General features: G+C 72.5%; 25 protein-coding genes, 1 tRNA gene and 1 riboswitch. Of the genes, 6 read left to right on the plus strand and 20 right to left on the minus strand.

The window, feature by feature from the left end; all coding sequences use genetic code 11:
- Positions 1-21: 21 nt before the first annotated feature.
- From OHA99_RS03760 to OHA99_RS03830, 15 genes are all read right to left on the minus strand, one after another.
- Positions 22-621 (minus strand): Na+/H+ antiporter subunit E, encoded by a 600-nt coding sequence (locus OHA99_RS03760; protein WP_282880580.1) that lies wholly within the window; start codon positions 619-621, stop codon positions 22-24.
- A complete protein-coding gene (locus OHA99_RS03765; RefSeq protein ID WP_282880579.1) occupies positions 618-2345 on the minus strand; it encodes a Na+/H+ antiporter subunit D in 1728 nt (575 codons plus the stop codon). The genes OHA99_RS03760 and OHA99_RS03765 overlap by 4 nt, the downstream gene beginning before the upstream one ends.
- Entirely contained in the window at positions 2342-3106 is a 765-nt protein-coding gene (locus OHA99_RS03770) for a Na(+)/H(+) antiporter subunit C (protein ID WP_153176821.1), read from the minus strand. Before OHA99_RS03770 ends, OHA99_RS03765 begins: the two co-directional genes overlap by 4 nt.
- A complete protein-coding gene (locus OHA99_RS03775; protein WP_405694030.1) occupies positions 3103-6006 on the minus strand; it encodes a Na+/H+ antiporter subunit A in 2904 nt (967 codons plus the stop codon). Before OHA99_RS03775 ends, OHA99_RS03770 begins: the two co-directional genes overlap by 4 nt.
- Before the next feature lie 116 nt (positions 6007-6122).
- A tRNA-Pro gene (locus tag OHA99_RS03780) sits at positions 6123-6196 on the minus strand.
- 105 nt (positions 6197-6301) lie between these two features.
- Entirely contained in the window at positions 6302-7636 is a 1335-nt protein-coding gene (locus OHA99_RS03785; RefSeq protein WP_153176823.1) for an MFS transporter, read from the minus strand.
- Positions 7637-7801: 165 nt separating this feature from the next.
- A complete protein-coding gene (locus OHA99_RS03790; protein WP_405694033.1) occupies positions 7802-8161 on the minus strand; it encodes an MmcQ/YjbR family DNA-binding protein in 360 nt (119 codons plus the stop codon).
- Positions 8162-8210: 49 nt separating this feature from the next.
- Positions 8211-9113 (minus strand): LysR family transcriptional regulator, encoded by a 903-nt coding sequence (locus tag OHA99_RS03795; protein WP_153176825.1) that lies wholly within the window; start codon positions 9111-9113, stop codon positions 8211-8213.
- A gap of 31 nt (positions 9114-9144) precedes the next feature.
- Positions 9145-10353: a glycine C-acetyltransferase gene (locus OHA99_RS03800; RefSeq protein ID WP_405694037.1), complete on the minus strand. Its 1209-nt coding sequence runs from the start codon at positions 10351-10353 to the stop codon at positions 9145-9147.
- 33 nt (positions 10354-10386) lie between these two features.
- Positions 10387-11415, minus strand: coding sequence for an L-threonine 3-dehydrogenase (gene tdh, locus OHA99_RS03805; protein WP_164381523.1), 1029 nt, complete (start codon positions 11413-11415; stop codon positions 10387-10389).
- 191 nt (positions 11416-11606) lie between these two features.
- Positions 11607-12182 (minus strand): GAF domain-containing protein, encoded by a 576-nt coding sequence (locus tag OHA99_RS03810; protein WP_153176828.1) that lies wholly within the window; start codon positions 12180-12182, stop codon positions 11607-11609.
- On the minus strand, positions 12179-12808 hold the full coding sequence (locus OHA99_RS03815; protein ID WP_164381527.1) for an ATP/GTP-binding protein: 630 nt from the start codon (positions 12806-12808) through the stop codon (positions 12179-12181). The genes OHA99_RS03810 and OHA99_RS03815 overlap by 4 nt, the downstream gene beginning before the upstream one ends.
- Entirely contained in the window at positions 12786-13160 is a 375-nt protein-coding gene (locus OHA99_RS03820; protein ID WP_153181657.1) for a DUF742 domain-containing protein, read from the minus strand. Before OHA99_RS03820 ends, OHA99_RS03815 begins: the two co-directional genes overlap by 23 nt.
- Before the next feature lie 2 nt (positions 13161-13162).
- Positions 13163-13597, minus strand: a complete 435-nt coding sequence (locus OHA99_RS03825) for a roadblock/LC7 domain-containing protein (protein ID WP_153176829.1) — start codon at positions 13595-13597, stop codon at positions 13163-13165.
- A gap of 62 nt (positions 13598-13659) precedes the next feature.
- On the minus strand, positions 13660-15681 hold the full coding sequence (locus OHA99_RS03830; protein WP_405694043.1) for an ATP-binding protein: 2022 nt from the start codon (positions 15679-15681) through the stop codon (positions 13660-13662).
- A gap of 348 nt (positions 15682-16029) precedes the next feature.
- Between OHA99_RS03830 and OHA99_RS03835 the strand changes: the two genes are divergently transcribed.
- On the plus strand, positions 16030-16905 hold the full coding sequence (locus OHA99_RS03835) for an alpha/beta hydrolase (protein ID WP_405694046.1): 876 nt from the start codon (positions 16030-16032) through the stop codon (positions 16903-16905).
- Positions 16906-16986: 81 nt separating this feature from the next.
- The gene (locus tag OHA99_RS03840) at positions 16987-17634 is read left to right on the plus strand and encodes a TetR/AcrR family transcriptional regulator (RefSeq protein WP_405694049.1); all 648 of its coding nucleotides are present in this window, start codon (positions 16987-16989) and stop codon (positions 17632-17634) included.
- Positions 17635-17681: 47 nt separating this feature from the next.
- Here OHA99_RS03840 and OHA99_RS03845 read toward each other — a convergent pair whose 3' ends face one another.
- Positions 17682-18872: an MBL fold metallo-hydrolase gene (locus OHA99_RS03845; RefSeq protein ID WP_164381534.1), complete on the minus strand. Its 1191-nt coding sequence runs from the start codon at positions 18870-18872 to the stop codon at positions 17682-17684.
- A gap of 150 nt (positions 18873-19022) precedes the next feature.
- On the opposite strand from OHA99_RS03845, the gene OHA99_RS03850 reads away from it, so the two are divergent.
- The 3 genes from OHA99_RS03850 to OHA99_RS03860 all read left to right on the plus strand — a co-directional run bounded on the left by OHA99_RS03850 (position 19023) and on the right by OHA99_RS03860 (position 21074).
- The gene (locus OHA99_RS03850; RefSeq protein WP_405694052.1) at positions 19023-19643 is read left to right on the plus strand and encodes a TetR family transcriptional regulator C-terminal domain-containing protein; all 621 of its coding nucleotides are present in this window, start codon (positions 19023-19025) and stop codon (positions 19641-19643) included.
- 32 nt (positions 19644-19675) lie between these two features.
- A protein-coding gene (locus OHA99_RS03855; protein WP_405694054.1) for an IS5 family transposase occupies positions 19676-20568 on the plus strand; the annotation gives its coding sequence in 2 pieces (ribosomal slippage) (positions 19676-20051 and positions 20051-20568; 894 coding nt in all).
- Positions 20569-20660: 92 nt separating this feature from the next.
- Positions 20661-21074 (plus strand): carboxymuconolactone decarboxylase family protein, encoded by a 414-nt coding sequence (locus tag OHA99_RS03860; protein ID WP_405694057.1) that lies wholly within the window; start codon positions 20661-20663, stop codon positions 21072-21074.
- Positions 21075-21316: 242 nt separating this feature from the next.
- Here OHA99_RS03860 and OHA99_RS03865 read toward each other — a convergent pair whose 3' ends face one another.
- Both OHA99_RS03865 and OHA99_RS03870 read right to left on the minus strand, forming a co-directional pair.
- Positions 21317-22102, minus strand: a complete 786-nt coding sequence (locus OHA99_RS03865) for an SGNH/GDSL hydrolase family protein (protein ID WP_153181660.1) — start codon at positions 22100-22102, stop codon at positions 21317-21319.
- Positions 22103-22363: 261 nt separating this feature from the next.
- Positions 22364-23311, minus strand: coding sequence for a LysM peptidoglycan-binding domain-containing M23 family metallopeptidase (locus OHA99_RS03870; protein WP_153176835.1), 948 nt, complete (start codon positions 23309-23311; stop codon positions 22364-22366).
- A 4-nt stretch (positions 23312-23315) separates the two neighbouring features.
- A riboswitch (cyclic di-AMP (ydaO/yuaA leader) is annotated at positions 23316-23473 on the minus strand.
- Between the two features lie 424 nt (positions 23474-23897).
- On the opposite strand from OHA99_RS03870, the gene OHA99_RS03875 reads away from it, so the two are divergent.
- Positions 23898-24695, plus strand: a complete 798-nt coding sequence (locus OHA99_RS03875; RefSeq protein WP_153176836.1) for a tyrosine-protein phosphatase — start codon at positions 23898-23900, stop codon at positions 24693-24695.
- Positions 24696-24724: 29 nt separating this feature from the next.
- Here the strand turns inward: OHA99_RS03875 and OHA99_RS03880 are convergent, their stop codons facing one another.
- Together OHA99_RS03880 and OHA99_RS03885 are read right to left on the minus strand one after the other, a co-directional pair.
- A complete protein-coding gene (locus tag OHA99_RS03880; protein WP_007389118.1) occupies positions 24725-24844 on the minus strand; it encodes a DUF6126 family protein in 120 nt (39 codons plus the stop codon).
- Positions 24841-25455, minus strand: coding sequence for a helix-turn-helix domain-containing protein (locus OHA99_RS03885; RefSeq protein WP_153176837.1), 615 nt, complete (start codon positions 25453-25455; stop codon positions 24841-24843). Before OHA99_RS03885 ends, OHA99_RS03880 begins: the two co-directional genes overlap by 4 nt.
- Positions 25456-25483: the final 28 nt, after the last annotated feature.

A 25483-nucleotide genomic window follows, 5' to 3' on the forward strand; every position in this document is an offset into this window, starting at 1 on the left:
CTTCGACGGTGTGCAGGGTGGTCACGAGGCGGGGTCACCTTCCGGTACGGGACGGGCGGCGTCGGCGATGTCCTCGGCGGTGCCGAAGGCGCGGGCGACGAGTCCCTCCACGCGCCACACCTGCCGCTGGGCGCCCTCGATCTCGCCGGGGTTGGCCGCGTCGAGGACGTGCAGGAACAGCGTGGCCGTCTCCCTGCGCAGCTCGATCACGGAGCCGCCGGGGACGTTGGAGACGGCGACGGCGGTGGCCGTCAGCATGAGGTCGCTGCGCACCCGCAGCGGGACGGCCACGACCGCGGCGTGGTAGGGGCCCTTGGCGAAGATCTGCCGGGTGACCTCGACGCTGGAGGAGAACATGTCGTACAGCAGGTAGGCGGCCAGGCGCAGGACGCCCAGGGGGTGCAGCCGCAGGCCGATGTCCACGGCGGGCAGCGGGAAGGCCAGGCACAGGCAGACCGCGACGAGGACGCCGTTGACGAGGTTGGCCCAGGAGGGGGTGCCCCACAGCAGGATCCAGATGACGGTGAGCCAGCCGATGAGCGGCAGGTCCAGCACGCGCCGGCCGCGGCCCACGCGGAAGGACCAGCTGTAGGGCGAGCGGTCGCGGAAGAGGTTGCTCACCGGCCGAGCACCGCCTCGATGTAGGGGGTGCGGGCGAGCAGTTCGGTGGCGGCGGCCTGGGTGAAGGTGGTGAGGGGGCCGCCGAGCACCGTGTACGACAGGCCGAGGGCGACGGCGGCGCCGGTGGCCGCGAGCATCGGCCAGGGCAGCCGTTTGGTGGTGGTGATGGACTGGCCCAGGAAGCCCGCGGCGACCACGGCGCCCGCAGGGACCGGCAGGTCGCTCCCGGAACCGGTCGGCGTCCCGGAACCGGCCGCCTTGCCGGAACCGGCTGCCCTTCCGGAACCGGTCGGCTCGGAGGAACCGGTCGCTCCGCCCCCCTCCTCGTCGTTGCCTTCCTCGTCGTCGCCCGGCTCGTCGTCCTCGGCGGACTCCAGCACCACGCCCTCCTCCTCGGCCCCGGGTGGCGCGTCGCGCCAGAACGCGAGGTTCCAGACCTTCGCCATGACGTACAGGGTGAGCAGGCTGGTGGCGGCGGACCCGGCGACCAGCGCCCAGGCCCAGGCGCCGCCGGCGTCGATGCCGGCCCGCATCAGGCCGAGTTTGCCGATGAACCCGGACAACGGCGGGATGCCGGCGAGGTTCATGGCGGGCACGAAGAACAGCACGGCGAGCAGGGGCGCCGCCCTGGCCAGGCCACCGAGGCGGGTGAGTTCCGTGGTGCCGTCGCGCCGCTCGATGAGCCCGGCGACGAGGAACAGGGTGGTCTGCACGGTGATGTGGTGGGCCACGTACACGATCGCGCCGCTGATCGAGCCGTGCCCGGCGAGCGCGATGCCGAAGACCATGTAGCCGATGTGGCTGATGAGGGTGAAGGAGAGGACCCGCTTCAGGTCGGTCTGGGCGACGGCGCCCAGGATGCCGACGACCATGGAGGCCAGCGCGGCGAGCATCAGCAGGTCGCCCAGGCGGTGACCGGGGAAGAGCAGGGTCTGGGTGCGCAGCATCGAGTACACGCCGACCTTGGTCAGCAGTCCGGCGAAGACCGCGGTGACCGGGGCGGGCGCGGTCGGGTAGGAGTCGGGCAGCCAGGCCGCCAGCGGGAAGACCGCCGCCTTGATGGCGAAGACCGTCAGCAGCATCGCCTCCAGCAGGGTGCGCACCCCGAGCGGCACCTCTTGCAGCCGCTGGGCGAGCTGGGCGAGGTTCACGGTCCCCGCGACCGCGTAGGTCATGGCGATGGCGATCAGGAAGAGCACGGAGGAGAACAGCGAGATGATCACGTACGTCGATCCGGCGCGGATCCGGGTCGCGGTGCCGCCGATGGTGAGCAGCACGAAGCTGGCGACGAGCATGATCTCGAAGCCGACGTAGAGGTTGACGAGGTCTCCGGCGAGGAAGGTGCAGGAGACGCCGGCCACGAGGATGAGGTAGGCGGGGTGGAAGACGCCGACCGGTGCCTGGTCGTCGCGGTCGGCCATGCCCTGGCCCAGCGAGTACACGAGGACGAGCAGGGTGACGGCGCTGGAGACGGTCAGCATCAGTCCCGCCAGCCGGTCGGCGACGAGGGTGATGCCGACCGGCGGTGCGAAGTCGCCGAGGTGCACGCTGAGCGGGCCGTGCCGGTCGGCGGCCACCATGAGCAGCACGGAGAGCACCAGGACCGCCCCGAGCACGGCGATGCTGATGAAGCGCTGGAGCCGGTGCAGCCGGGGTCCGATGGCCAGCTTCAGGCCCGTGACGCACAGGGGCAGCAGGACGGGGAGCGGCACGAGCGCGTTCAACTGGTTCCTTCCGTGCCGGCGCCCTCGGGGTCGTCGGGCTGGTCGGGCGGCGGGTGGCCGGAGTCCTCGCCGGGGCGGGAGTCGGGTTCGCGGCCGGTCTCCTCGGGGTCGTTGGAGGGCCCGGCGATGCGGGCCGGGGCCGGTCCGGGCCGGCCGGCGGCGTCGGTGGAGCCCAGCTCGCGGCCCTCCCGGTAGTCCTCGGGGTCGGCGCCGAGGATGTCGTTCCAGAGGTTGCCGGAGACCTCGTTGGCGCGGGCCTGGTAGGCGCGTTCCGCGCGGACCCGCCGGCGCAGCCGCTTGCGGGCGGCGCGGTAGCGGGCGCGCTGCTCGGCGTCGGCGCCGCCGTCCCCGGCGCGGGCCTCGCGGTAGCGGTCGCGCAACTCCCCGCGCCGGTCGAGGAACTCGGCGCGCAGGGCGACCAGCCGGTCCTCGGTGTCGTCGCTGATCTCGTCGGAGCCGGTGACCTGGTGGCTGCGGTAGGCCATGGCGAGCAGGAACGCGGTGGTGGCGAGGGTGATGACGATCGCGGTCAGGGCGATGGCCTGGGGCAGCGGGTCGGTGACGCGGTTGCGGATGATGTGCGGGTAGAGCAGCGGTGCGTCGCCCGCGCTGCCGGTGGAGGCGAGGACCAGCAGGTTGACGCCGTTGCCGAGGACGACGGCGCCGAGCAGGATCCGGGTCAGGGACCGGGTCAGCAGCAGGGTGGCGCCGACGGCGTTGAGGACGGCGGCGGCCACCAGGAGGGAGAGGCTGACGGTCATGCGGGGCCCGCCTCCGGGCGCGGGGCGGCCCGTTCGATCTGGCGGTCGATCCGGGCGCCGAGGGCCCGCACGATGTCCAGGACCACGCCGAGCACGAGCAGGTAGACCCCGCAGTCGAAGAGGACGGCGGTGGACAGGTGGGCGTCGCCCCACACGGGCAGGTGGCCGTGCCAGGTCCAGCCGTGCAGCACGGTGCCCTCGCCGAGGCCGCCCAGCGCGACGCCGGTGGACAGGAACAGGCCGAGGCCGGTGAACAGGCCCGGCTTGAAGCGCACGGCGTCGGCGAGTTCGTGCCGCCCGCCGGCGAGGTAGCGGGCGATGAAGGCGACGCCGGCGGTCAGGCCCCCGACGAATCCGCCGCCCGGGAGGTTCTCCGCGCACAGCAGCAGATAGACGGAGAGGACGAGGACGGGGTGGAAGATGAGGCGGGCGACCACCTCGAGGACGAGGGAGCGGCGTTCGGGGGCGAGGGTGGCGCTGGCGGCGAGCCAGGTCCGCTCCGGCGCCGCTTCGTCGCCGCTGGGCAGGCCCGCCGATTCGTACCCGCTCGCCCGCCAGGCGGTGCGCAGTCCGGCGTGCGGGTGGTCGCCGGGCAGCGGCAGTACGGGCTGCTCGGCGCCGTCGGCGCGGCGGTGCAGGTAGATGAGGCTGGTGACCCCGATGGCGGCGGCGGCGAGCACCGCGGACTCCCCCATCGTGTCCCAGGCGCGCAGGTCGACCAGGATGGTGGCGACGACGTCCTTCAGTCCGTGGTGCGCGGTCTCCTCGACCATCGCGGCGCCCGCGCTGTCGGCCCGGCGGTGCCCCGCCATGATCCAGACGACCACGGCGACGGCGGCGCCGCCCGCGAGGGCCACCGGCATCCGCAGCAGACGCCGCCACCGGCTGAAGTTCTCCTCGAAGCGCACCGGCATGCGGCGCAGCACCAGCACGAAGACGATCATGGAGACGGTCTCGACGCAGAACTGGGTGAGCGCGAGGTCGGGCGCGCCCTGGGCGACGAAGAGCAGCGCGGTGCCGTATCCGGTCAGGCCGGCGAACACGACGGCCTTCATCCGGCGCCGCACACGCAGGCACAGCAGGGCCGCGGCGCAGGTCAGCAGGGCGACGGCGGCCTGGGCGGGATGGTCCCAGAGCCTCGGGGCGGGTACTCCGGTCCAGGGTTCGTCCGCGGCGAGCACGGCGACCTGTCCCGCGAGGACCACGCTCATGGTCGTGACGAGATACACCGACAGCGAGCCGCGCTGGACGAGGCCGGTGCACTGGAGGGCGGTGCGCTCCAGGGCGAGCAGCACCCGCCCGAAGACGAGGTCCGCGGAACGCCAGGCGAGCTTCTGGCCGACCCGCGCGACGGGGCTCGCGGCGAGGAACAGCAGGACCCCGCCCGCCCAGGCCGCGCCGGACAGGCCGAGGGCGGGGCCCGCTCCGTGCCACAGCGCCAGGTGGTAGGGGTGTGCGGGCGCGGGGAACTGCCCGGCATACGAGCCCAGCAGGCCCTGGAGCCAGGGCACTCCGGGCCCCAGGACGAGGCAGGCCAGGGCGAGTACGGCGGGCGGCGCGAGGAAGGCCGCCGGCACGCGGTGCGCGTCGGAGTCGGGGAGACCGGGCTTGCGGGCGAAGGCGCCCCACAGGTAGCGCAGGGTGTAGGCGGTGGTCAGGGCCGAGCCGAGGACCGTCGCGGCGAGCGCCCAGCGGTCGCCGGTGCTCCCGTCCAGGAGCGCCTGGAAGGCGGCCTCCTTGGCGGTGAAGCCGAGCAGGGGCGGTACGGCGGCCATGGACGCTCCGGCGGTCACGGCGACGGCGCACACGGCGGGCAGCCGGCGTCCGAGGCCGGAGAGCCGCCGCAGGTCGCGGGTGCCGGTGGCGTGGTCGACGATGCCGGTGACCAGGAAGAGCGGCGCCTTGAACAGGGCGTGCCCGAGGATCATGGCGGTGGCGGCGAGGCCGGTGTCGTGGCCGCCCGCACCGGTGAGGACGGTGAGGAAGCCGAGCTGGCTGACGGTGCCGTAGGCGAGGACGAGTTTCAGGTCGTGCATTCTGAGCGCCCGCCAGCCGCCGAGCAGCATCGTCGCCGAGCCGAGGACGAGCAGGAGCGGGCGCCAGGGTGGGACGTCGGCGAAGGCGGGGGCGAGCCGGGCGACGAGGTAGACGCCCGCCTTCACCATGGCGGCGGCGTGCAGGTAGGCGCTGACCGGGGTGGGGGCGGCCATGGCGTTGGGCAGCCAGAGGCTGAACGGCCAGATCGCGGACTTGGACAGGGCGCCGACGAGGATCAGCACGATCGCCGTGGACAGAGCCGTCGACGGTGGGGGCGGGTCGGCCAGGATCGCCGAGACGCGGTAGGTGCCGGCCTCGTGACCGAGGAGCAGGAGACCGACGAGCATGGTCAGCCCGCCGAGCGCGGTGACCGTGAGGGCCTGGAGGGCGCTGCGCCGGTTGCGCTTGTGGTCGCTGGTCTGGCCGATCAGCAGATAGGAGAAGACGGTCGTCAGTTCCCAGAAGATGTAGAGCAGGACGAGGTCGTCGGCGAGGACGAGGCCGAGCATCGCTCCGGCGAAGGCGAGGAGGTTCCCGGCGAACCTGCCGAGCTGCCGCGAGCGGTCGTCGAAGTAGGAGGCGCAGTAGACGAGGACGAGGGTGCCCACGCCCGCGGCGAGCAGCACCATGAGTTCGGCGAGGGCGTCCAGTCTCAGGGCCCAGTCCACGTGGTAGGCGGGCAGCCAGCGCCGGACGGTGGTGTCGGCACCGCCCGCTGCCGTCGTGCTCCACCGGGTGGCGGCCCAGACGGTCGCCGCGGCGGGCGGCAGGGCCAGTACCAGGAAGGCACGCGTTCCGCACCGTCTCACCAGCGGCGCGGCGAACAGCGCGAGCGCGAAGTGGCAGAGGATGAGCACGGACACCCGACAGTGATATATCGGGCATCTCGCCTCAGCGTCCAGGCACGCCGCAGGGCGAACAATCGAGGGGCGGTTCCGGATCTCTCCGGAACCGCCCCTCGATCAACGACTGTCTCCAGTCGGGACGACAGGATTTGAACCTGCGACCCCTTGACCCCCAGTCAAGTGCGCTACCAAGCTGCGCCACGTCCCGTTGCCCGCCTGACCTGGTGTTTCCCCTGGCCGAACGCGCAGGAAAACCATACCGCACTCGGGCCCGTGGTCGCGCATCGCTTTTCCGGCGCGCGGTCCCGCGGGGTCAGCACTTCTGTGCGCGGGACGGCTCGGGCGCGGCCGGGGTGGCGCTGGAGCCCGCCGCGGTCGCCTCCACCCGGACCAGTCCGCGCACCGCCGGTATCAGCAGGAGGGCCGCGCACACGGCGAAGCTGGTCGCGGCCGCGACGAGCAGGACGTGGTCGGCCCCGAGGGCGGAGGCGGCCGGTCCCGCGAGGGCCTGGCCGACCGGCATCATCGCCAGCGAGCCCGCCACGTCGTAGGCGTGGATGCGGTTGAGGACGTCCGGCGGGACCTGGGTCTGCACGCTGGTCGCCCACATCACGCCCCAGAAGGACATGCCGGCCCCGGCGACGGCGGCCCCGGCCGCCATGGCGGGTACGCCGAGCCCTGCACCGACGCTCGCGGGGAAGGCGGCGAAGCCGACGAGGGCGATCGCGCCGGCCCGGAGCATGCGCAGCGGCCTGAGCCGCAGGGCCAGCAGACCGCCCACGACGGTCCCCGCACCCAGGGCGGAGTTGACCAGTCCGTAGGCGCGCGGGCCGTGCTCCTGTACCACCTCGGTGGCGACCAGGGGAACGGTCGGACCCCAGACGGCGATCATGTAGACGCACCACACGGCTATGACGCTCCACAGCCACCGCCTCGCGAGGAACTCCCGCCACCCCTGGACCAGGTCGGCGCGGAAGGCCCTGCTCCCGCGGCCGGACACCGCCCGGCCGCCCGGTGGGAGCGGGGGCAGCCGGAGCAGCAGCAGGCACAGGGCGCTGAGCCCGTACGTGGTGGCGTGGGCGGCGAAGACCCCGCCGGGTGAGGCGAAGCCGACCAGGAGGCCCGCCACGGCGGGGCCGGCGAGCTGGGCGGCGGACTCGGCGACGCGTATCGCGCCGTTGGCGCCCTGGACGTCGGAGGCGAGCCGGGGGACGGTGCTGGCGACACCGGGCTGGAAGACGGCGCCCGCGACGCCGTTGGCGAATCCGATGGCGCAGATCTGCCAGAGCACGACGTGGCCGGAGAAGAACAACGCGGCGGCCAAGGCCTGGGTGCCGAGCCGCACCAGGTCGGCGCCGATCATCAGTTTGCGGGTGCTGAAGCGGTCGGCGAGGACGCCCCCGAACACGACCAGACCGGCGAAGGCCGCGGCCGTGGCGGCCATGGCGAGGCCCACCGCGCCTGCCCCGTACCCGTGTTGCAGCAGGCCGGCGGCGAGGGCGACGGGCAGCATGGTGTCGCCCAGCCGGGCCACGGCCCGGGCGGTGAAGAACAGCGCGAAGTCCCGCGACCAGACGGCTCGCGCCGCGGCCGGACTCCCGCCCGCGGGCGCGCCCTCGTGCCCGGTCTGTGACGATGTACCGGCCATCCCGCGCTCTCCCCTCCCCCGCCGGCCCCCCACCGGCGAACCGCCCGTGCACCCCGTCGATCCCGCTCGCACCGTACGTCCGACAGCCGGAACCCCCCTCCGGTCCCGGCTGTCGCGCACGTCTTCGGATCATGCCACGGGGCACTGACAACGCCCGAGGGGTTTTCAGCCCCCGGCGGGCAGGCCCAGCCGGGGGTGGGCCTCCAGCAGCCGGGTCGGAGCCGCCTGCCGCCAGGAGTCGGCGAGGATGTCGCGCAGTTCGTCCTCGCCCTCCAGGGCGGCCAGCCTGGCCCGTACCCAGGCGAACTGGGCCTCGTGTCCGGCGATCCAGAACTTCCCCGGCTCCGCCAGCACCAGTTCGTCGCGCTCCTCCTTCGGGCAGCGCACCGCGAGGGAGGTCTCCTCCTCGGGCAGCGTCGCGAACATCTTTCCCGCGACCCGGAAGGTGGGCATGCTCCAGGCGATCTTCTCCGTCGTGTCCGGCAGGGACAGGGCGATACGGCGTACGTCTTCTGCGTCCGGCATGTCAGGGACGGTATCCGCCCGCACTGACAACCGCCGTGTCACCGGCCCTTCAGGTCCGGGCCGCCTCGCCGAGCGCGTCGAGGACGGGCCGGATCAGCGGATGCTCCTCGGCTCCCCGGCGTACGGCCGCGAAGACGCGGCGGGTGGGCGCGACCCCGTCGACGGGGCGGACGACCACGCCGGTGAGGTCGGTGCCGTGCAGCGCCGAGCGCGGGACGAGGGCGACGCCGGCATCGGCGGCGGCGAGGGACACCACGGCGCGGAAGTCGTCGGAGGAGTGTTCGAGGCGGGGCTGGAACCCGGCGCTCTCGCAGGCCAGCACGACCACGTCGTGGCACGGGTTGCCCGGGTAGGGGCCGATCCAGGTGTCCTTGGCCAGCTCGGCGAGCGGCACCTCCTCGGCGCCGGCGAGGCGGTGGGCGACCGGCACGACCGCGTCGAAGGGCTCGGCGTACAGGAAGACGTGGGTCAGGCGCGGGTCGTCGGCGGGCGGTGCCCCGCGGTACTCGACGGCGACGGCCACGTCGACCTGCCGGTCGAGGACCATCGGCAGGCTGGCGTCGCCCTCGGCGTCCTGGACGCGGATGCGGATGCCGGGCGCCGACGCGGCGAGGCGGGCCAGGGCGGGCGCGACGACGAGGGCGATGCCGGTCGCGAAGGAGGCGACCGTGACCGTGCCCGCCTCGCCCGAGCCGTACGCGGCCAGCTCGGCCTCGGCCCGCTCCAGCTGGGCGAGGACGGCGTTGGTGTGGCTGAGCAGGATTTCTCCGGCCGGGGTCAGCCGTACGCCCTTGGCACCGCGCTCGACCAGGCGGTGCCCGGTCTCCTGCTCCAGCGCGGCGAGCTGCTGGGAGACCGCCGACGGGGTGAGGTACAGCGCGGCGGCCGCCGCCGTCACGGTGCGGTGGTCCGCCACCGCTCGCAGGATGTGCAGCCGCCGCGCCTCGATCATGGGATCGATTCTCTCAGGTCACCGAGGGCTTCTAGGACGACGGGGCCTGGGCCGCGAGCTGCGTCCTGGCCGCGACGAAGGCGTCCACCGCGCGGTTCACGTCGTCCGTGGAGTGGGCGGCGGACAGCTGGACGCGAATGCGGGCCTTGTCCTGCGGGACGACCGGGTAGGAGAAGCCGATCACGTACACGCCGCGCTCCAGGAGCAGCTCGGCCATGCGGCCCGCCTTCGACGCGTCGCCGATCATGACGGGCGCGATGGCGTGGTCGCCGGGGAGGATGTCGAACCCCTCCTCGGTCATCCGGCGGCGGAACAGCGCGGTGTTCCCGGCGAGCCGCACGCGCAGGTCGTCGGCCGACTCCAGCAGGTCGAGCACCTTGAGGGAGGCGGCGGCGATCACCGGGGCGAGGGTGTTGGAGAAGAGGTACGGGCGGGAGCGCTGGCGCAGCAGGGCGACGATCTCGGCGCGGGCCGCGACGTAGCCGCCGGAGGCGCCGCCGAGCGCCTTGCCGAGGGTGCCGGTGATGATGTCGACGCGGTCCATGACGCCGTGCAGCTCGGGGGTGCCGCGGCCGCCGGGGCCGACGAAGCCGACGGCGTGCGAGTCGTCGACCATGACCATGGCGCCGTAGCGGTCGGCGAGGTCGCAGATCTCGTCGAGGGGGGCGACATAGCCGTCCATGGAGAAGACGCCGTCGGTGACGATCAGCTTGCGGCGGGCCTCGCCCGCGGCCTTGAGCTGCGCCTCCAGGTCGGCCATGTCGCGGTTGGCGTAACGGAACCGCTTGGCCTTGGACAGCCGGATGCCGTCGATGATCGAGGCGTGGTTGAGGGCGTCGGAGATCACCGCGTCCTCGGGGCCCAGCAGGGTCTCGAAGACGCCGCCGTTGGCGTCGAAGCAGGAGGAGTAGAGGATCGTGTCCTCCTGGCCGAGGAACGCGGAGAGCCGGGCCTCCAGTTCCTTGTGCACCTCCTGGGTGCCGCAGATGAAGCGCACGGACGCCATGCCGTAGCCCCAGCGGTCCAGCGCCTCGTGGGCGGCGGCTACGACCTCGGGGTGGTCGGCGAGACCGAGGTAGTTGTTGGCGCAGAAGTTGAGGACCTCGCCGGGGCGGCCGCCCGCCGTGACGTTGACGGTCGCGGACTGCGGGGTGCCGATGACGCGCTCGGGCTTGTGCAGGCCGGCGGCGCGGATCTCGTCGAGGGTGGCGCGCAGGTCGTCGCGCACGGAGTCGAACATCTCAGAAGCTCCTAAGGGTACGTACGTGCGTCTTCACGCGGTCCAGTCCAGGATGACCTTGCCGCCCCTGCCGCTGGCCGCGTCGGCGAACGCGGCCTCGAAGTCGCGGTGGGAGTAGCGGCCGGTGATCACCGGGGCGAGGTCGAGGCCGCCTTCGAGCAGCACGGACATGGCGTACCAGGTCTCGAACATCTCACGGCCGTAGATGCCCTTGACGGTGATCATGGAGGTGACGACGCGGGCCCAGTCGACCGGGAACTCCTCGGCGGGCAGGCCGAGCATGGCGATCCGGCCACCGTGCGTCATGTTGGCGATCATGTCGCGCATGGCCTCGGGGCGGCCGGACATCTCCAGGCCGATGTCGAAGCCCTCGCGCAGGCCCAGCTCGCGCTGTCCGTCGGCGATGGTCGCGGCCGAGACGTTCAGGGCGAGGCTGACGCCGACCTTGCGGGCCAGCTCCAGCCGCTCCTCGCTCACGTCGGTGATGACGACGTTGCGGGCGCCCGCGTGCCGGGCCACGGCGGCGGCCATCAGGCCGATCGGTCCGGCACCGGTGATGAGGACGTCCTCGCCGACCAGCGGGAAGGACAGGGCGGTGTGCACGGCGTTGCCGAACGGGTCGAAGATCGCGGCGACGTCGAGGTCGACGGGGACGCGGTGCACCCAGACGTTGGACGCGGGCAGGGCGACGTACTCGGCGAACGCCCCGTCCCGTCCGACGCCGAGACCGACGGTGGCGCGGCACAGGTGGCGCCGGCCGGCCAGGCAGTTGCGGCACTTGCCGCAGACCAGGTGGCCCTCGCCGCTGACCCGGTCGCCGGCCTTGATGTCGGTGACGTCGCGCCCGGTGTCGACGACCTCGCCGACGAACTCGTGGCCGACCACGAGCGGGGTGCGGATGGCCTGCTGCGCCCAGCCGTCCCAGGCCCGGATGTGCAGGTCGGTGCCGCAGATGCCGGTGCGCAGCACCTTGATGAGGACGTCACCGGGCCCGATGGTGGGCTCCGGGACGTCGGCGAGCCACAGCCCGGGCTCCGCCTTCTCCTTGACCAGCGCCTTCAACGCTACGGCTCCTGACGGGGGTGAGGTCCCGGCGGTGGGCATGCCGAAGCGGCCCGCGTCCGGGAAGGGGAGGGTGATCGCACAGCAATCTGCCGTACGGAACCGTCCCCGGTCCATCGAGCCTTTCTTAAGCCCGGCCGCAGCTTTCCTTCACGCACCCCGTCCTGCGAGGGCCTGCACGCGCCCGCCGCTCACAGGGGAAACCCGTCCTCCGCGCTGCGCTCGATGCGCCGTACGAGGTCGGCGGCCGTCGACTTGATCGTCGCCAGGCCCTCGGTCCCCCAGGTCCGGGGCCGTACGTCGGCGGCGGACACGGTGCCGAGGACCGTCCCCGTGCTGTCTATGAGCGGGGCGCCGAGGTAGGAGCGGATGCCGAACGCGTCGACGACGGGGTTGCCCGCGAAGCGCGGGTAGTCGCGCACGTCCTCCAGAACCAGCGCCTTGCGCCGGACCACCACGTGGGGGCAGAAGCCGTGGTCGCGGGGCTGGACCCGGCCGAACTCGGGACCGGTCCCGTCCGCGCGCGTCACCGGAGGAACGTCCGGCACCCGCAGGCCCGCGAAGAACTGCCCGCCCTCGACCAGGAAGTTGACCATCGCGTACGGCGCCTCGGCGAGGCCGGCGAGGTGCGTGGCGAAGGCATCGAGAGCCGGATCGGCGCGTTCCGCGAGCCCGAGCCGGCGCAGCCGTCGTACCCGCTCGGGGGCCTCCCGGTCCTCGGGGGTGAGCAGCAGACGTCCGGCCGGGCGGGGCGGGTCGTAGCTCATGGGCGGACTCCGGCGCCGAACCCCGGGGCGGGGGCCGGCGTGTGGGCGATGAGGTGGCGTACGAGGGTGAGCAGCGTCTGGACGCCGGAACTGGAGATCCGCGCGTCGCAGCGCACGATCGGGATCTCGGGGTGGAGGTCCATGGCCGCGCGCACCTCCTCGGGGTCGTAGCGGTGGGCGCCGTCGAACTGGTTGATCGCGACGACGAAGCCGAGGCCGCGCTCCTCGAAGAAGTCGACGGCGGCGAAGGACTCCTCCAGGCGGCGGGTGTCGGCGAGGATCACCGCCCCGAGCGCTCCTTCGCACAGTTCGTCCCACATGAACCAGAAGCGTTCCTGGCCGGGCGTCCCGAAGAGGTACAGGACGTGTTCGGAGTCGAGGGTGAGGCGGCCGAAGTCCATGGCCACGGTCGTTTCGAGTTTGTTCTCGATTCCGTCGAGGTTGTCGGTCGCGGCGCTGACCGTGGTGAGCAGTTCCTCCGTGCTCAGCGGCGCGATCTCGCTGACCGCACCGACGAAGGTCGTCTTGCCGACGCCGAATCCGCCCGCCACGAGGATCTTCAGGGCGGTGGGAAACGGGTCGGCGCCTTCGCCGTGTACGTGGTCAGAGCTGTCGTCGTAGTCCATCGAGCACTGCCTCCAGAAGGGCCCGGTCCGTGGGATCGTGGTGGAACGCGGCGGGGGGTTTGGTGGTCAGCGCGCCGCAGTCGACGAGGTCGGAGAGCAGCACCTTGGTGACCGCCACCGGCAGCCGCAGACGGGCGGCGAGTTCGGCGACCGCGAGGGGCGCCCGGCACAGGTCGAGTGCCTGCGTGTGCTCGGGTCCGAGGTAGCCGAGGGGGGTCGCCCCGGTGGCCATGACCTGGGACATCAGGTCGAGCGCGACGGTGGGCCGGGTACGGCCGTTGCTCACGGTGAAGGGGCGCACCAGCCGTCCGGCCGCGTCGTCGAGCCAGGGCCCGTCGCCGGCCGCGGCCACCGTCAAGGCCTCATCGCCGGGGGTTCGACGGTGTGCTGCCGGGGCGCGGTGACCAGGTAGGGGCGGACGCTCTTGACCAGCATCGCCATCTCGTAGCCGAGCACGGCCGCGTCGGCCTCGCGGCCGGCCAGCACGGCGAGGCAGGTCCCGGAGCCGGCGGTGGTGACGAAGAGCAGGGTCGAGTCGAGTTCGACGACGACCTGCCGCACGTCACCTCCGTCGCCGAAGCGGACACCGGCGCTGCGGCCGAGGGAGTACAGGCCGGAGGCCAGGGCCGCCATGTGGTCGGCGCTGTCGGCATCGAGGCCGTGGACGGACTTCACCAGTCCGTCGGCGGACAGCAGTACCGCGCTGCTGGTGTGCGGCACGCGCTGGACGAGGCCGCTCATCAGCCAGTCGAGGTCGGACACGTGGCCGGTCGGCGCATCGCTCGCCATGGTGGATCGACTCCTTGGGGTACGAAGGTCTGCGGGAGCGCTGGTCGTGTGGGTGGGGGTGGTCATTCGGACGGCGCACCCGGGTCGCCGTGGGTCGCTGTCAGGGGCGCCGGTTCGATGGGCGGCCGGCCCTCGGCGAGGCCGATGCCCCGCTGGAAGGCCGCCATCAGGCCCGGGTCGTGCCCGGCGTACTGCTCGGGTTCCTGGCGGGGAGCGGGGCCGCCGCGCAACTGGGGTGCGATGTGCTCCTGGGCACGGCGGCGCGGCAGTTGGGGCTTCCCCATGGTGCCGCGCACCGCGCTGTGCCTCGGGACGGGCGGGGCGGCCTCGTGTTCGGCGAGGACTCCCCGGTCCTCGGGCCGCACACCGGGTACCGCGTCGGCCGGGGTGGGCCTGTTCCGGTGCGTGCCGCGCACGGGCAGGGGCGCGGGTTCGCCGGTGGCCCTGCGGGACGCGACCGGACCGGGCTCCTCGGGGGCGGGGACGGGAGCGGGCGAGGGCAGCGGCACGGCGGGAGCGGGGGGCACCGGCGCCGGTGCGGCCGGAGCGCGTACGTCGAAGGCGGGGGCGTCGAGCGCGGGGGCGTCGAAGGCCGGTGCATCGAAGGCCGGTGCATCGAAGGTCTGCGGGTCCAAGGCCGTGGCGTCCAAGGCCGAGGCGTCCAAGGCCGAGGTGTCGAAGGCCGAGGTGTCGAAAGCCGTGGCGTCGAAGGCCGTGGTGCCCAGGACGGGTACGTGCGCGGGGGTGGCGGACGTGTCCGGCGTCTGCGGCGCCGCGGGAGACACGGCCCGCAACTGCTGCCGGGCCGGCGCCACGGGCACCGTCCCGGCGCCGGTGGCCTGGGCGGGGCGGAGGGCGTCCCCGGGGAGCGCGCCCGGCTCGGTGCCCAACAGCGCCTGCGGCACCACGAGTACGGCCTGGACTCCGCCGTAGATGTTGGACTGGAGCCGGACGGTGATCCCGTGCCGCTTGGCGAGCTGGGAGACGACGAAGAGGCCGATGCGCCCGTCCGCGAGCAGGCGGGCGACGTTGACCTGGTCGGGGTCGGCGAGCAGGGCGTTCATCCGGTCCTGCTCGCCGACGGGCATGCCGAGTCCGCGGTCCTCGACCTCGACGGCGAGGCCCGAGGTGACGAGGTTGGCGCGCATCAGCACCTGGGTCTGCGGGGCGGAGAACAGGGTGGCGTTCTCGACCAGTTCGGCCAGCAGGTGGATGACGTCGGCGACGGCGTGGCCGCGCAGGGTGCCGTCGATCGGCGGGACCAGCCGGACCCGGGAGTACTGCTCGACCTCGGCGATGGCCGAGCGCAGCACCTCGGTCATGTCCACCGGGTTGCTCCACTGGCGGCGCGAGACGGCGCCGCCGAGCACGGCGAGGTTCTCGGCGTGGCGGCGGATGCGGGTGGCGAGGTGGTCGACGTGGAAGAGGCCCTTGAGGAGGTCGGGGTCCTCGATCTCGTTCTCCAGCTCGTCCAGGATGGAGATCTCCCGGTGCACCAGGGACTGGAGGCGCCGGGCGAGGTTGACGAAGACCTCCAGCTTCTGTTCGCTGCCCGCCTGGCTGGAGAGCTGAGCGGCCCGGACGACGGCGGTCACGGCCCCGTCGTGGGCGCGGGAGAGGTCGGCGGCGAGCAGCTCGAAGTCGTCGGCGTCGTCCGGCGGCCCGCCGCGCGGTGTGCGCGGGGACGGTGTCTCGCCCCGGCGCAACGCCTCGACGACGGCGCGCAGATCACCCTCGTGGCGCGCGGTGCCGCGGCGCAGGGCACCGACGCGGTCGTGCACCGACCGCGCCGCGCGGCCGGCGGCGACGGCGGCGATGACGACGGCCGCGACGGTCACCGAGACCGCCCCGGCGAGCACGCCCCACAGGACCGGACCGGGCCGGGCGCCGGTGGACCGGACGGTGAACAGGACGACCGCGCAGCCGCTGAGGGCGACCGCGACCGGCGGCAGTACGGCGAGCCGCAGGAGTTGGGGCCGTATGTGGGTCTCGGGCAGCGCGGCGGTGGTACGCGGGGCCGGCCGGCCGTGCCGCCCGCCCTCGCGGCGGTCTGCGCGCGCGGCCGGTGCGCGGAGGTGAGACATCGGTTTCCTCGTACTGGTCCGTGTACTGGTTGGTCGGCCCTACGTCGCCCGACGGACACTGACAGTAGTCGCCTGGCCCTCATGTGCGGTGGGCAGTTGCCAAAGTCCCCCGGACAACGTCCCGCTCTGGTATGAGGCCTCGTACGACAGACCGATAAGCCGGATACGCAACCGTTCGGTCATGGCAAAGAACCGGTCCGACTCGATCAAAAGCAGTCACCGTCAGTGACCGGCAAGCAGGAGCGCCGAGGGCGCTGGCGGGCCCGCGCGGCCGGCGTCCCATAAAAATACGCACGACCGTTCGTGCTAATGTGACGCCTCCCTTGCGTCGATGGAGGAGCAGCGGACATGAAGCTCAGCGAGACAGTGCCGGGTGTCGCCCTGAACGCCCTCTCCCGCGTTGCCGCGCGGCCGGCGGGCGCGGCCACGTTCGCCCTGTTCCACATGCCCCTCGCACGCAGCGCGGCCCGGCCGGCCGAACGGGAGCTGATCGAACGGGCGCGCGTCGGCCGGGTGGACTTCGAGGGCAAGCACGCCGTCACCTACGAGTGGGGCGACGGCACGCGCACCGCCCTGCTCGTGCACGGGTGGCAGTCGCGGGGCTCGCGACTGTCCGACCTGGTCACGGCGTTCCTGGACCGGGGATACCGCGTCGTCGCCTTCGACGCGCCCGGGCACGGTGCCGCCTCCGGCCGCAGCGCGACCATCCTCGACTACCGCACCGTCCTGACCACGCTCAACGAGCGGTACGGCGCGTTCGACGGCCTGGTGGCCCACTCCCTGGGCGCACTGGCGGCGTTCTTCGCGCTGCGGCACGGGGTGAAGGCGGAGCGGATCGTCACCATCAGCGGAGTCTGCGACTTCGACCACCTGGTCGACGAGTTCGCCACCGCGCTCGGGCTGCGCCCCCGGCTCAAGGCGGAGCTGCACCGGCGGATCGCGCGCGACCTCTTCCCCGGCCTCCCGGCGGACCGGTCACCCTTCTCCGCGGCGCACACCGCCGAGGAGGTGGACGCGCCGCTCCTGGTGATCCACGACGCGGACGACACCCGGATCGGGGTCGGGCAGGGACGGCGGCTGGCCGGCGCCTTCGGCGAGCGGGCCCGCCTGGTGGTCACCGGTGGGCTCGGACACCGGCGCATCCTCGGCGACCCCGAAGTCGTCCGGGCCTCGGTGGACTTCGTCGAGCACGGGCCCGGCCCGTCCCACCCGCCACGGCACTAACCGCACGGACGTCCGCCCATTCGCTACACTCGAGTAACCTCTTCGCCGCCGAGGGGTCAAGCCCGGGAGAGCAGGTAAGGCATGGGCACGACTGAACGCATTGACGGCCGAATCGCGCGGGGCAACCAGACCCGCCGGCTGGTCCTCGGGCGCGCCGTGGAGACCGCTTCGGTCGAGGGCCTGGAGGGGCTGTCCCTGGGGCGACTGGCGAGCGAACTCAAGCTGAGCAAGAGCGGTGTCTTCGCCCTGTTCGGCTCGAAGGAGGACCTCCAACTCGCCACCGTCCGGGCGGCGATCGACGTCTACCTGGGCGCCGTGGTCCAGCCGGCCCGCGACCTGCCGCCCGGCGCCGGCCGCCTGTGGCGCCTGTGCACCGGCTGGCTCGCCTACTCGCGCGACCGCGTCTTCCCCGGCGGCTGCTTCTTCTACTCGGCCACCGCCGAGTACGACGCCCGCGAGGGCAAGGTCCACGACATGCTGGCGAGCGCCCGGACCAACTGGCTCGCGTACGTGGAGCAGACGGCTCTCGAGGCCCGGCAGGCCGGTGAGATCACGGAGGGGACGGACGTCTCCCAACTCGCGTTCGAACTCGTCGCCCTCCTGGAGATGGCGAACGCCGAGTCGGTGCTGCACAACGAGTTCACCAGCTACGACAAGGCGGGCAGGGCCATCCTGTCCCGCCTGCGCGCCGTGACCACCGACCCCGCGCTGCTGCCCGACAGCCCCTGACCTCCTCCCCGGCCTCCCCCCGTCCCCGACACCGACGTGACCTGGGATCAGCCACCCGCGAGATCGAGGTCCCCCTTGCTCGTCCCGGCCACGCCCTCGACGACCCGGGGACGCCGCCACGGGTGCGCGATCGGTGCCGACACCGCCCGCCACCACGGCTCCACCGGCAGCTTCCCGGCCGGCTCGAACGGCTCGCCCGGCCGCGGGAACGCCACCGCCTGCCCGGCCTCCCCGGCCGCGTCCTCGGTCCACTCCCCCGGCTCCGCCCATGCGTGCGGCGCCAGGTTGAAGGTCCCCCAGTGGATGGGCAGCAGGGCGCCGTGCGGCGCACCGCCCTGGAGGTCGAGGTGGGCACGGACGCCCTCCTCGGGGGTCATGTGGATGTCCGGCCAGAACTCGGCGTACGCCCCGAGCTGGATCATCGTGGCGTCGAACGGGCCGTGCGCGGCGCCGATCTCCCGGAAGCCGTCGAAGTAGCCGGTGTCCCCGCTGTGGTAGACGCGGTGTTCCTCCCCGGCGACGACCCAGGACGCCCAGAGGGTGTGCTGGGTGTTGCGCAGCCCCCGCCCGCAGAAGTGCCGGGCCGGGGTGGCGGTGAGGGTGAGGTCGCCGACGCGGGTCGACTCGTGCCAGTCCAGCTCGCGCAGCCGGCCGGCGGGGACGCCCCAGTGCTCGAGGTGGGCGCCGACGCCCAGCGGCACGGCGAACACGGTGTCCGTGCCGGCCAGCGCCTTGATGGTCGGCATGTCCAGGTGGTCGTAGTGGTCGTGGGAGATGACGACGACGTCGACGCGGCCGAGGGCGGCCAGCGGCAGGGGGGCCGGGTGCAGGCGCTTGGGGCCGGCGAAGGGGAACGGGGAACAGCGCTCGCCCCACACGGGGTCGAAGAGCACGCGCTGCCCGTCGATCTCGGCGAGCACGCTGGAGTGGCCCATCCAGGTCAGCCGGAGCCCGGTGGCGGGCGGCCGGGCGAGGTCGGCGAGGGTGGTGGCGTGCACCGGCACCGTGCCCTCGGGGGCCCGCCGGGCCCGCGCCTCCTTGTTGAAGTAGATCTTGGCGAATTCGGTGGCCGAGCCCGAGGGACGGGTCCGGGCGGTGCCACCGGGGTTCTGGAAGACCCCGTCGCGGAAGTGGGGCGATCTGCGGATGCGCGCCATGCGCTCGCCGCCCGGGTCCGCGCCGAAGGCCGCGGGCCGCGGCACGCTGAACCCGGGACTCGGGAAACGGAAAGCGGCCACGGTACCTCCAGGTGGAGTGGATCAGGCTCTCATTGTCGTCGTCACGTGCTACGTCACCTCGAACGACGGACGTCACATCCGTGTTCCCGGGTCCGCGCCGGACCGGGAGCGCCTCACAGCGCGTCCGGGGGCCTGTATAGGGTGACGTGTGTGGGGAGAGTCCGGTTGAGCGTGGCCGAGCGGCGCGAGGAGCTGTTGCGCGCGGCGGTGGAGCAGATATCGGCGCGGGGCGTGGCGGCGGTGCGGATCGCCGACGTGGCCGCCGCGCTCGGTGTCAGCAACGCCCTGGTGCTCTACCACTTCTCCACGAAGGAGCGGCTCGTCGCCGCCGCGTTCACCCACGCCGCCGAGGCCGATCTCGCCCATCTGCGCGGGCTGCTCGCCCGTCGTACGTCGGCGCTGCGCCGGCTGCGGGCGGCCGTGCGCTGGTACGCGCCGACCGGTCAGGCCAAGGGCTGGCGGCTGTGGATCGAGGGCTGGGCGGCGGCCCCGCGGGAACCCGCGCTGCGGGAGGTCACGCGCGAGCTGGACCGCCAGTGGAAGACGGCGATCGCCGAGGTCATCGAAGAGGGTGCGGCCGCCGGTGAGTTCTGCTGCCCCGAGCCGGACGCCGCCGCGCTGCGCCTGACGGCGCTCCTGGACGGCCTGGCGGTGCAGCTCACGTCGTACGCGGGCACGGTGTCGCGGGCCCGGGCGCAGCAGTGGGTGGACGAGGCGCTGGCCCGGGAACTGGGCCTGGAGCGAGCGGCCTTGACGGCCACGCGACGCTAGGGCGTGTGTCGAAAGTGGATCTTGGACGTGAAATGATCTTGCTTCGTGGCACGTGGAGATCTGATCTGACGGAAGCACAGTGGGCCCGGCTGGAGCCGCTGCTGCCCAAGGGCACGAAGCCGGGTCGGCCGCCGATATGGACTCGGCGGCAACTGATCGACGGCATACGGTGGCGAACCCGGACCGGGACGCCGTGGCGGGATGTCCCGGAGCGATACGGTCCTTGGGGCCGGGTGTACGACCTGTTCCGCCGCTGGCAGAGGGACGGCACCTGGAAGCGCGTCTTCACCGAACTGCTGGCCCAGGCCGACGCGAAGAACCTGATCACCTGGGACATCAACGTCGACTCCACCGTCTGCCGGGCCCACCAGCACGCAGCCGGGGCAAGGAAAAGGGGGACCTGCAGAAGGAGCCGCCCGGCGGCATCGCCGTCGAGCCGGACGACCACGGACTCGGACGCTCGCGCGGCGGCCTGACCACCAAGCTGCACTTGGCTGTCGAGCAGGGCCAGAAGCCCATGTCGATCGTGATCACGGCCGGGCAGCGCGGAGACTCCCCGCGGTTCGAGCCCGTCCTGAAGGCCATCTGCGTGCCCCGCATTGGGCCGGGCCGGCCCCGCACCCGGCCCGATCGCGTGCGGGCGGACAAGGCGTATGCCTCTCGCAAGAACCTCGCCTACCTGCGGCGACGCGGGATCCGCTGCACGATCCCGGACAGGGCCGACCAGCTCCGCAACCGCAAGAAGCGCGGCTCCCACGGTGGCCGGCCTCCGAAGTCCGACAAGATCGACTATCGGGAGCGGCATGCGGTCGAGTGCGGGATCAATCGCCTCAAGCGTCACCGCGCGGTCGCCACCAGGTACGAGAAACTCGCCGTCCGCTACGAGGCGATCGTCCTCGTCGCGGCCATCAATGAGTGGCTGTGACCAGCACATTCGATACATGCTTAGCGCAGGCTGGACATTCGAGCGTCGTGACGGTCCAACAGCCTTGGGTCTGCCGCGCGCAGAATGGCGGCATGACGGAACACAACGCTGACTACACGCGCGCTCTGAACAACGCCGAGAAGATCCTTGGTTTCAGCCTGGCGCCGTATGTCGATCCAAGGCCGGCGGAACCCGCCAACGCCTACGACTTCACACGGATCGCGACCGAACACGCCTTCAATGACGCATGGACTCGCAGCGAGCACCTCGACCTCCGCACCCGCGCCCTCATCTCGGTCACCATCACAGCGAGCCTGGGCATCCTCGAGCCGCTCCGGGGTCAGTTGCGTATCGCTCTGCACAACGGCGTGACCAAAGAGGAGATCGTCGAAGCCTTCATCCAGATGGCCGTCTACGCGGGTGTGGCTCGCGCGTTCGAAAGCTACGCCGTCGCACGCGAGGTCTTCTCCGAACACGACGAAGCGGACTCGCCTCAGGAGAACTGAGAACTGAAGCGCCGACGTCCGCCGCGTCCGCTGGATAACGGCAGTACATAACCGGTCCTTGCCTCCGACCGCACGGCCGTCGCGGCCGCGACCGGGACCGTCGAGAGACCGAGGCCGATGCCTGAGCAGCGTCATATGACGAGGAGGGGGCACCGACTACGCGGTGGCACAAGATCCACTTCTGATACACGCCCTAGGGGACGCCGCGCGGGCACCGGCCGCCCGCTCCCCTCCTCCGGCCCTCAGGCCACCGCGGCGATCCGCGTCTTGATGTCGTCCGGCGACAGCGTTCCCTTGGCCGTGACGTGGTCGCCCGACGACTCGCCGCGCAGTCGGCGTCCGATCCACGGGACCAGGTACTCGCGCGCCCAGTGCACGTCGTCGCGCCGCACGTCCAGCGTGCCGCGGGCCGGAAGGGGCGGCCAGGGCTGGTCCGGGTCTGCCGGGACCGGCAGGCGCAGGGCCTGTCCGGCGCGGAGGGCCACACGCGTGTGGCCCTCCGGCGACAGGTGCAGCCGGTCGGCGTCCCACGCCCTGCGGTCCTGGACGCTCCGCAGCGACCACAGATCGAGCACCGGGCAGCCGTACCGGTCGGCGACGGCCCGGACGTGCCCGTTGTACGTGGCGATCTTGCCGCGCAGATGCTTGAGGACGGGCACCCCACGGGTGTCGAAGCCGGTGGTCACCAGGACGGTGCCGGCCGCGGCGGTCAGCGCGGCCACCGCCAGCTCGAACCGCTCGGCGACCTCGTCGGGGTCGGTGCCGGGCCGGATGATGTCGTTGCCGCCCGCCGCGAACGAGACCAGGTCCGGTGCGAGGGCGACGGCCCGCGGGACCTGTTCCGCCACGATCTGGTCGAGGAGCCTGCCGCGCACGGCGAGGTTCGTGTACGTGAAGTCGCCCTCGGGGCGCCGGTCCGCGAGCAGTACGGCCAGTCGGTCGGCCCAGCCGACGAAATCCCCGTCCGGGCCGCGGTCGCCGACGCCCTCGGTGAAGCTGTCCCCCACCGCCACGTACGACCCGATCACTGCTCTGCTGTCACTCTTCGAATCGTCTGCCACGTCGGCCCATGATTCACCTTGGAATGTGACCTACGCGACCGTAGGAAGGGGTTGACGGTCGGTGAGAAAGGCCACGCCTAAAGTGTTCGTCAATTCCGGAATACGGCGCGGTACTCCGAAGGCGTCGTACACCGAAGACCGGGTACACCGAGGCCCGGGTACGCCGAAGGCCGGACCCGGGGATCGGGGTCCGGCCTTCGGGGCACGGTGGCTGCGCGGAGCCGGACGTCAGACGGAGACGCCGTGCGAGCGCAGGAACGCGATCGGGTCGATGTCCGAGCCGTAGTCCGGCGTGGTGCGGATCTCGAAGTGCAGGTGCGGGCCGGTCACGTTGCCGGTGGCACCCGAGAGGCCGACCTGCTGACCCGCCGTCACCGACTGACCGGCGGAGACGGAGAGCGAGGAGAGGTGGGCGTACTGGGCGTAGTGGCCGTCGGCGAGCTGGATGACGACCTGGTTGCCGTACGCGCCGCCCCAGCCCGCCGAGACGACGGTGCCCGCGCCGACGGCCTTCAGCGAGGTGCCGGTCGGGACGACGAAGTCGGTGCCGGTGTGGTAGCCGCTGGACCACATGCTGCCCGACTGGTGGTACGGGGTACCGACGGTGCCGCCCGCGACGGGGGAGGTGTAACCGCTGGTGGTGCCCGCGGACTGGGCGCCGGTGTCCGTGGCCTCCGAGGACTCCGAGGAGCCGGAGTCGTCCGAGGAGGCCTTCTCGGCGTCCGTCGACTTGTCGGCGGCGGGCTTCTCGGCCGGCTTCTGCGACTGCGCGGCGGACGGCGCCGACGACTTGGCGGCCTGGCCGCCGATCGCGAGCTCGAGACCGGGGTGGATCAGCGACGGGTCGGAACCGACGGCCTCGCGGTTGTCCGCGTAGAGCTTCTTCCAGCCGCCGTCGACGTGCTGCTCGTCGGCGATCTTCGAAAGGTAGTCACCGCTCTTCACGGTGTACGTCCGGGAGTCCGCGTTCTTGTCGGAGCTGCTCGCGGCGGACTTCTTGGCCGACGTCGGAATGGACTGCACGGCCTGCTCGGAAACGGAGTGCGCGGGGGCGGCGTTGGCGGAGGCGGCACCCAGCAGCGGGAGCGCGAGCGCGGCGCCACCGGTTCCGGCGACGGCGATGGTGCGGGTCAGGCGCATGGCCCTGGTACGGCGGTGCTTACCCTTCGCGGGCATGGCGAATTCCTCTCCGGCGCCTGCGAGGTGAGCTGTCGGGTGCGGGCTGGAGATGCCCGGCCGCGCCGAAACGCGGCTTTACCCCAAGCCGTTCCGGGAACCGGAACAGGCAGTTTTACCTGTGGGTCCCCCGCTCCTGCCGTGTACGGGTGGTGGATGAGTGCGGGCTCCGGTCGGCGGCAGGATTAGGCGTCCGTCCGGATCGGTGGTGAACGTAAGGGACCAGGACGCACAGGGACAAGCGCGAGGTTCCGGCGACAGGCGTTTCGATTGATCCTTTATGAAAAAACCGGTGACCCTGCGTCGATTTCCGACCCACTGCTTTCCCTGAATACCCTTGAGAACCAGCCGCATTACGTGAACATGACGGACAACGCTCGGTCACGGATATGACGCTGCTCACGCGCCCCTTATCCACCCTCCGCCATTTCAGGGCCAGTTATTACCAAAGCGCCAATTCGGACAGAATGCCTTTACCGGCCCACAATGGCCCTCTTGAAGCGGCTTTCGCCGGCCGGTCATGCCGTATCGTCGAGTGGTGCCCGCCGGCGAGCAGCGACGGCGGGGCGGAGTGGGAGGAGCCCCCGTGACGCAGCAGGTCCCGTCGACCGAACCCGAGCTGACCGGTGTGCGCAACTTCCGGGACGTGGGCGGACTGCCGACCGTGGACGGCCGGCGGGTGCGGCAGGGGGTGCTGTTCCGCAGCGGCCACCTCGCGCACGCCACCGGCGAGGACGCCGCGTTCCTGACCTCGCTGGGCCTGCACACGATCTTCGACTTCCGCAACGCGGCCGACCAGAAGCTCGACGGCCCGGACGTCGAGCTGCCGGGCGTGCGCAATGTGAACCTGCCGCTGAGCGACCCGGCCGACGGCGCCGAGTTCTGGAAGATGGTCCGTGACGGAGACCTCGACCAGCTGCGGGGCATCCTGGCGGACGGCAAGGGCGCCGACCGGATGATCAACTCCTACCGCCTCATCATGACGGAGCGCACGGCGGAGCACTCCCGGATCCTGCACGCGCTCGCCGAGGACAGCGTCCCCGCGCTGATGCACTGCGCGGCCGGGAAGGACCGCGCGGGCCTGTCGATCGCCGTCACCCTGCTCGCCCTGGGCGTCGAGCGCGAGGCCCTCGTCGAGGACTACCTGAAGTCGAACGCCGCGCACCGCCGCTACAAGGTGCACCGCAGCGGCTCCGCGGCCTCGGCGTACTCACCCGAGGTCATGGAGCTGCTCAGCCCCCTGTTCGACGCGCGCGCCGAGTACCTGGCGGCGGCCTTCGAGACCGTCGAGGAGACGTGGGGCGGCGTCGACGCCTACCTGGAGAAGGGTCTCCGGCTCACTCCGCAGACCCGGGAGCGGCTGCGCGAGCGGATGCTGGACTGAGCCACCCGCTCGCGGACGGCCGGACGGCGCTACTTGGCGCCCACCTCGAACAGCAGGTAGAGGAAGCCGCCGAAGACGTGCCCCAGGGCGATGTAGATGACCAGCCGCACCCACAGGGCGCGCGGGAACTTGTCCTCGATGGCACTCATGGCGTCTCTCCAGGGGTCGGGCCGAGGCACAGCGCGGCCGTCGGGCTCTGCAGCAGGGTGTGGACGAAGAGCAGCTCGACCCCGTCGGGGTCCTGGGCCGCGATCCGGTGCGGGGTCATCGAGTCGAAGTGGGCACTGTCCCCCGCGGTGAGCCGGTGCTCGGTGTCCCCGAGACGCAGTCGCAACCGGCCCCTGAGGACGTGCAGCCACTCCTCGCCGGGGTGCACCCGCACCACGTCGCCCTGGGAGCCGTACGGCACCTGGACGCGCAGGGCCTGCATGCCGCGGCCCGGCGCGCCCGCCTGCCAGTACGTCCAGCCGCCCGCGGCGGTGGGTTCCATGTCGGCGCCGCGCACGACGGCGTCCCGGTCGGCGGCCGTCTCGCCCAGCAGCTCGGCGACGGTCGTACCGTAGACACGGGCGAGCGCGAGCAGCATCGGCAGTGAGGGCTGGCGCTGCCCGGTCTCCAGACGGGAGAGGTGGGCGGGCGACAGCCCCGCGGCGCGGGACGCGGCCTCGAGGGTGAGGGCGGCCCGCCGCCGCAGCTCGCGCAGCTGGGGCGCGACGGCGGCGACCGTCCCCTCGGCGGGGCCGGTCTCGGAGGAGCTCATGGCTCCATTCAGCCCGAAACTTGCCCGC

It is taken from the genome of Streptomyces coelicoflavus, assembly GCF_045041415.1.
Lineage (GTDB): Bacteria > Actinomycetota > Actinomycetes > Streptomycetales > Streptomycetaceae > Streptomyces > Streptomyces coelicoflavus.

Coding starts and splice junctions, on each gene's coding strand:
- OHA99_RS03830 (WP_405694043.1), bottom strand. CDS start 15,681: ATGTCTCACCTCCGCGCACCGGCCGCGCGCGCAGACCGCCGCGAGGGC.
- OHA99_RS03800 (WP_405694037.1), bottom strand. CDS start 10,353: ATGTTCGACTCCGTGCGCGACGACCTGCGCGCCACCCTCGACGAGATC.
- OHA99_RS03785 (WP_153176823.1), bottom strand. CDS start 7,636: ATGGCCGGTACATCGTCACAGACCGGGCACGAGGGCGCGCCCGCGGGC.
- OHA99_RS03870 (WP_153176835.1), bottom strand. CDS start 23,311: ATGCCCGCGAAGGGTAAGCACCGCCGTACCAGGGCCATGCGCCTGACC.
- OHA99_RS03860 (WP_405694057.1), top strand. CDS start 20,661: ATGACGGAACACAACGCTGACTACACGCGCGCTCTGAACAACGCCGAG.
- OHA99_RS03885 (WP_153176837.1), bottom strand. CDS start 25,455: ATGAGCTCCTCCGAGACCGGCCCCGCCGAGGGGACGGTCGCCGCCGTC.
- OHA99_RS03825 (WP_153176829.1), bottom strand. CDS start 13,597: ATGGCGAGCGATGCGCCGACCGGCCACGTGTCCGACCTCGACTGGCTG.
- OHA99_RS03835 (WP_405694046.1), top strand. CDS start 16,030: ATGAAGCTCAGCGAGACAGTGCCGGGTGTCGCCCTGAACGCCCTCTCC.
- OHA99_RS03795 (WP_153176825.1), bottom strand. CDS start 9,113: ATGATCGAGGCGCGGCGGCTGCACATCCTGCGAGCGGTGGCGGACCAC.
- OHA99_RS03880 (WP_007389118.1), bottom strand. CDS start 24,844: ATGAGTGCCATCGAGGACAAGTTCCCGCGCGCCCTGTGGGTGCGGCTG.
- OHA99_RS03790 (WP_405694033.1), bottom strand. CDS start 8,161: ATGCCGGACGCAGAAGACGTACGCCGTATCGCCCTGTCCCTGCCGGAC.
- OHA99_RS03810 (WP_153176828.1), bottom strand. CDS start 12,182: ATGAGCTACGACCCGCCCCGCCCGGCCGGACGTCTGCTGCTCACCCCC.
- OHA99_RS03815 (WP_164381527.1), bottom strand. CDS start 12,808: ATGGACTACGACGACAGCTCTGACCACGTACACGGCGAAGGCGCCGAC.
- OHA99_RS03840 (WP_405694049.1), top strand. CDS start 16,987: ATGGGCACGACTGAACGCATTGACGGCCGAATCGCGCGGGGCAACCAG.
- OHA99_RS03770 (WP_153176821.1), bottom strand. CDS start 3,106: ATGACCGTCAGCCTCTCCCTCCTGGTGGCCGCCGCCGTCCTCAACGCC.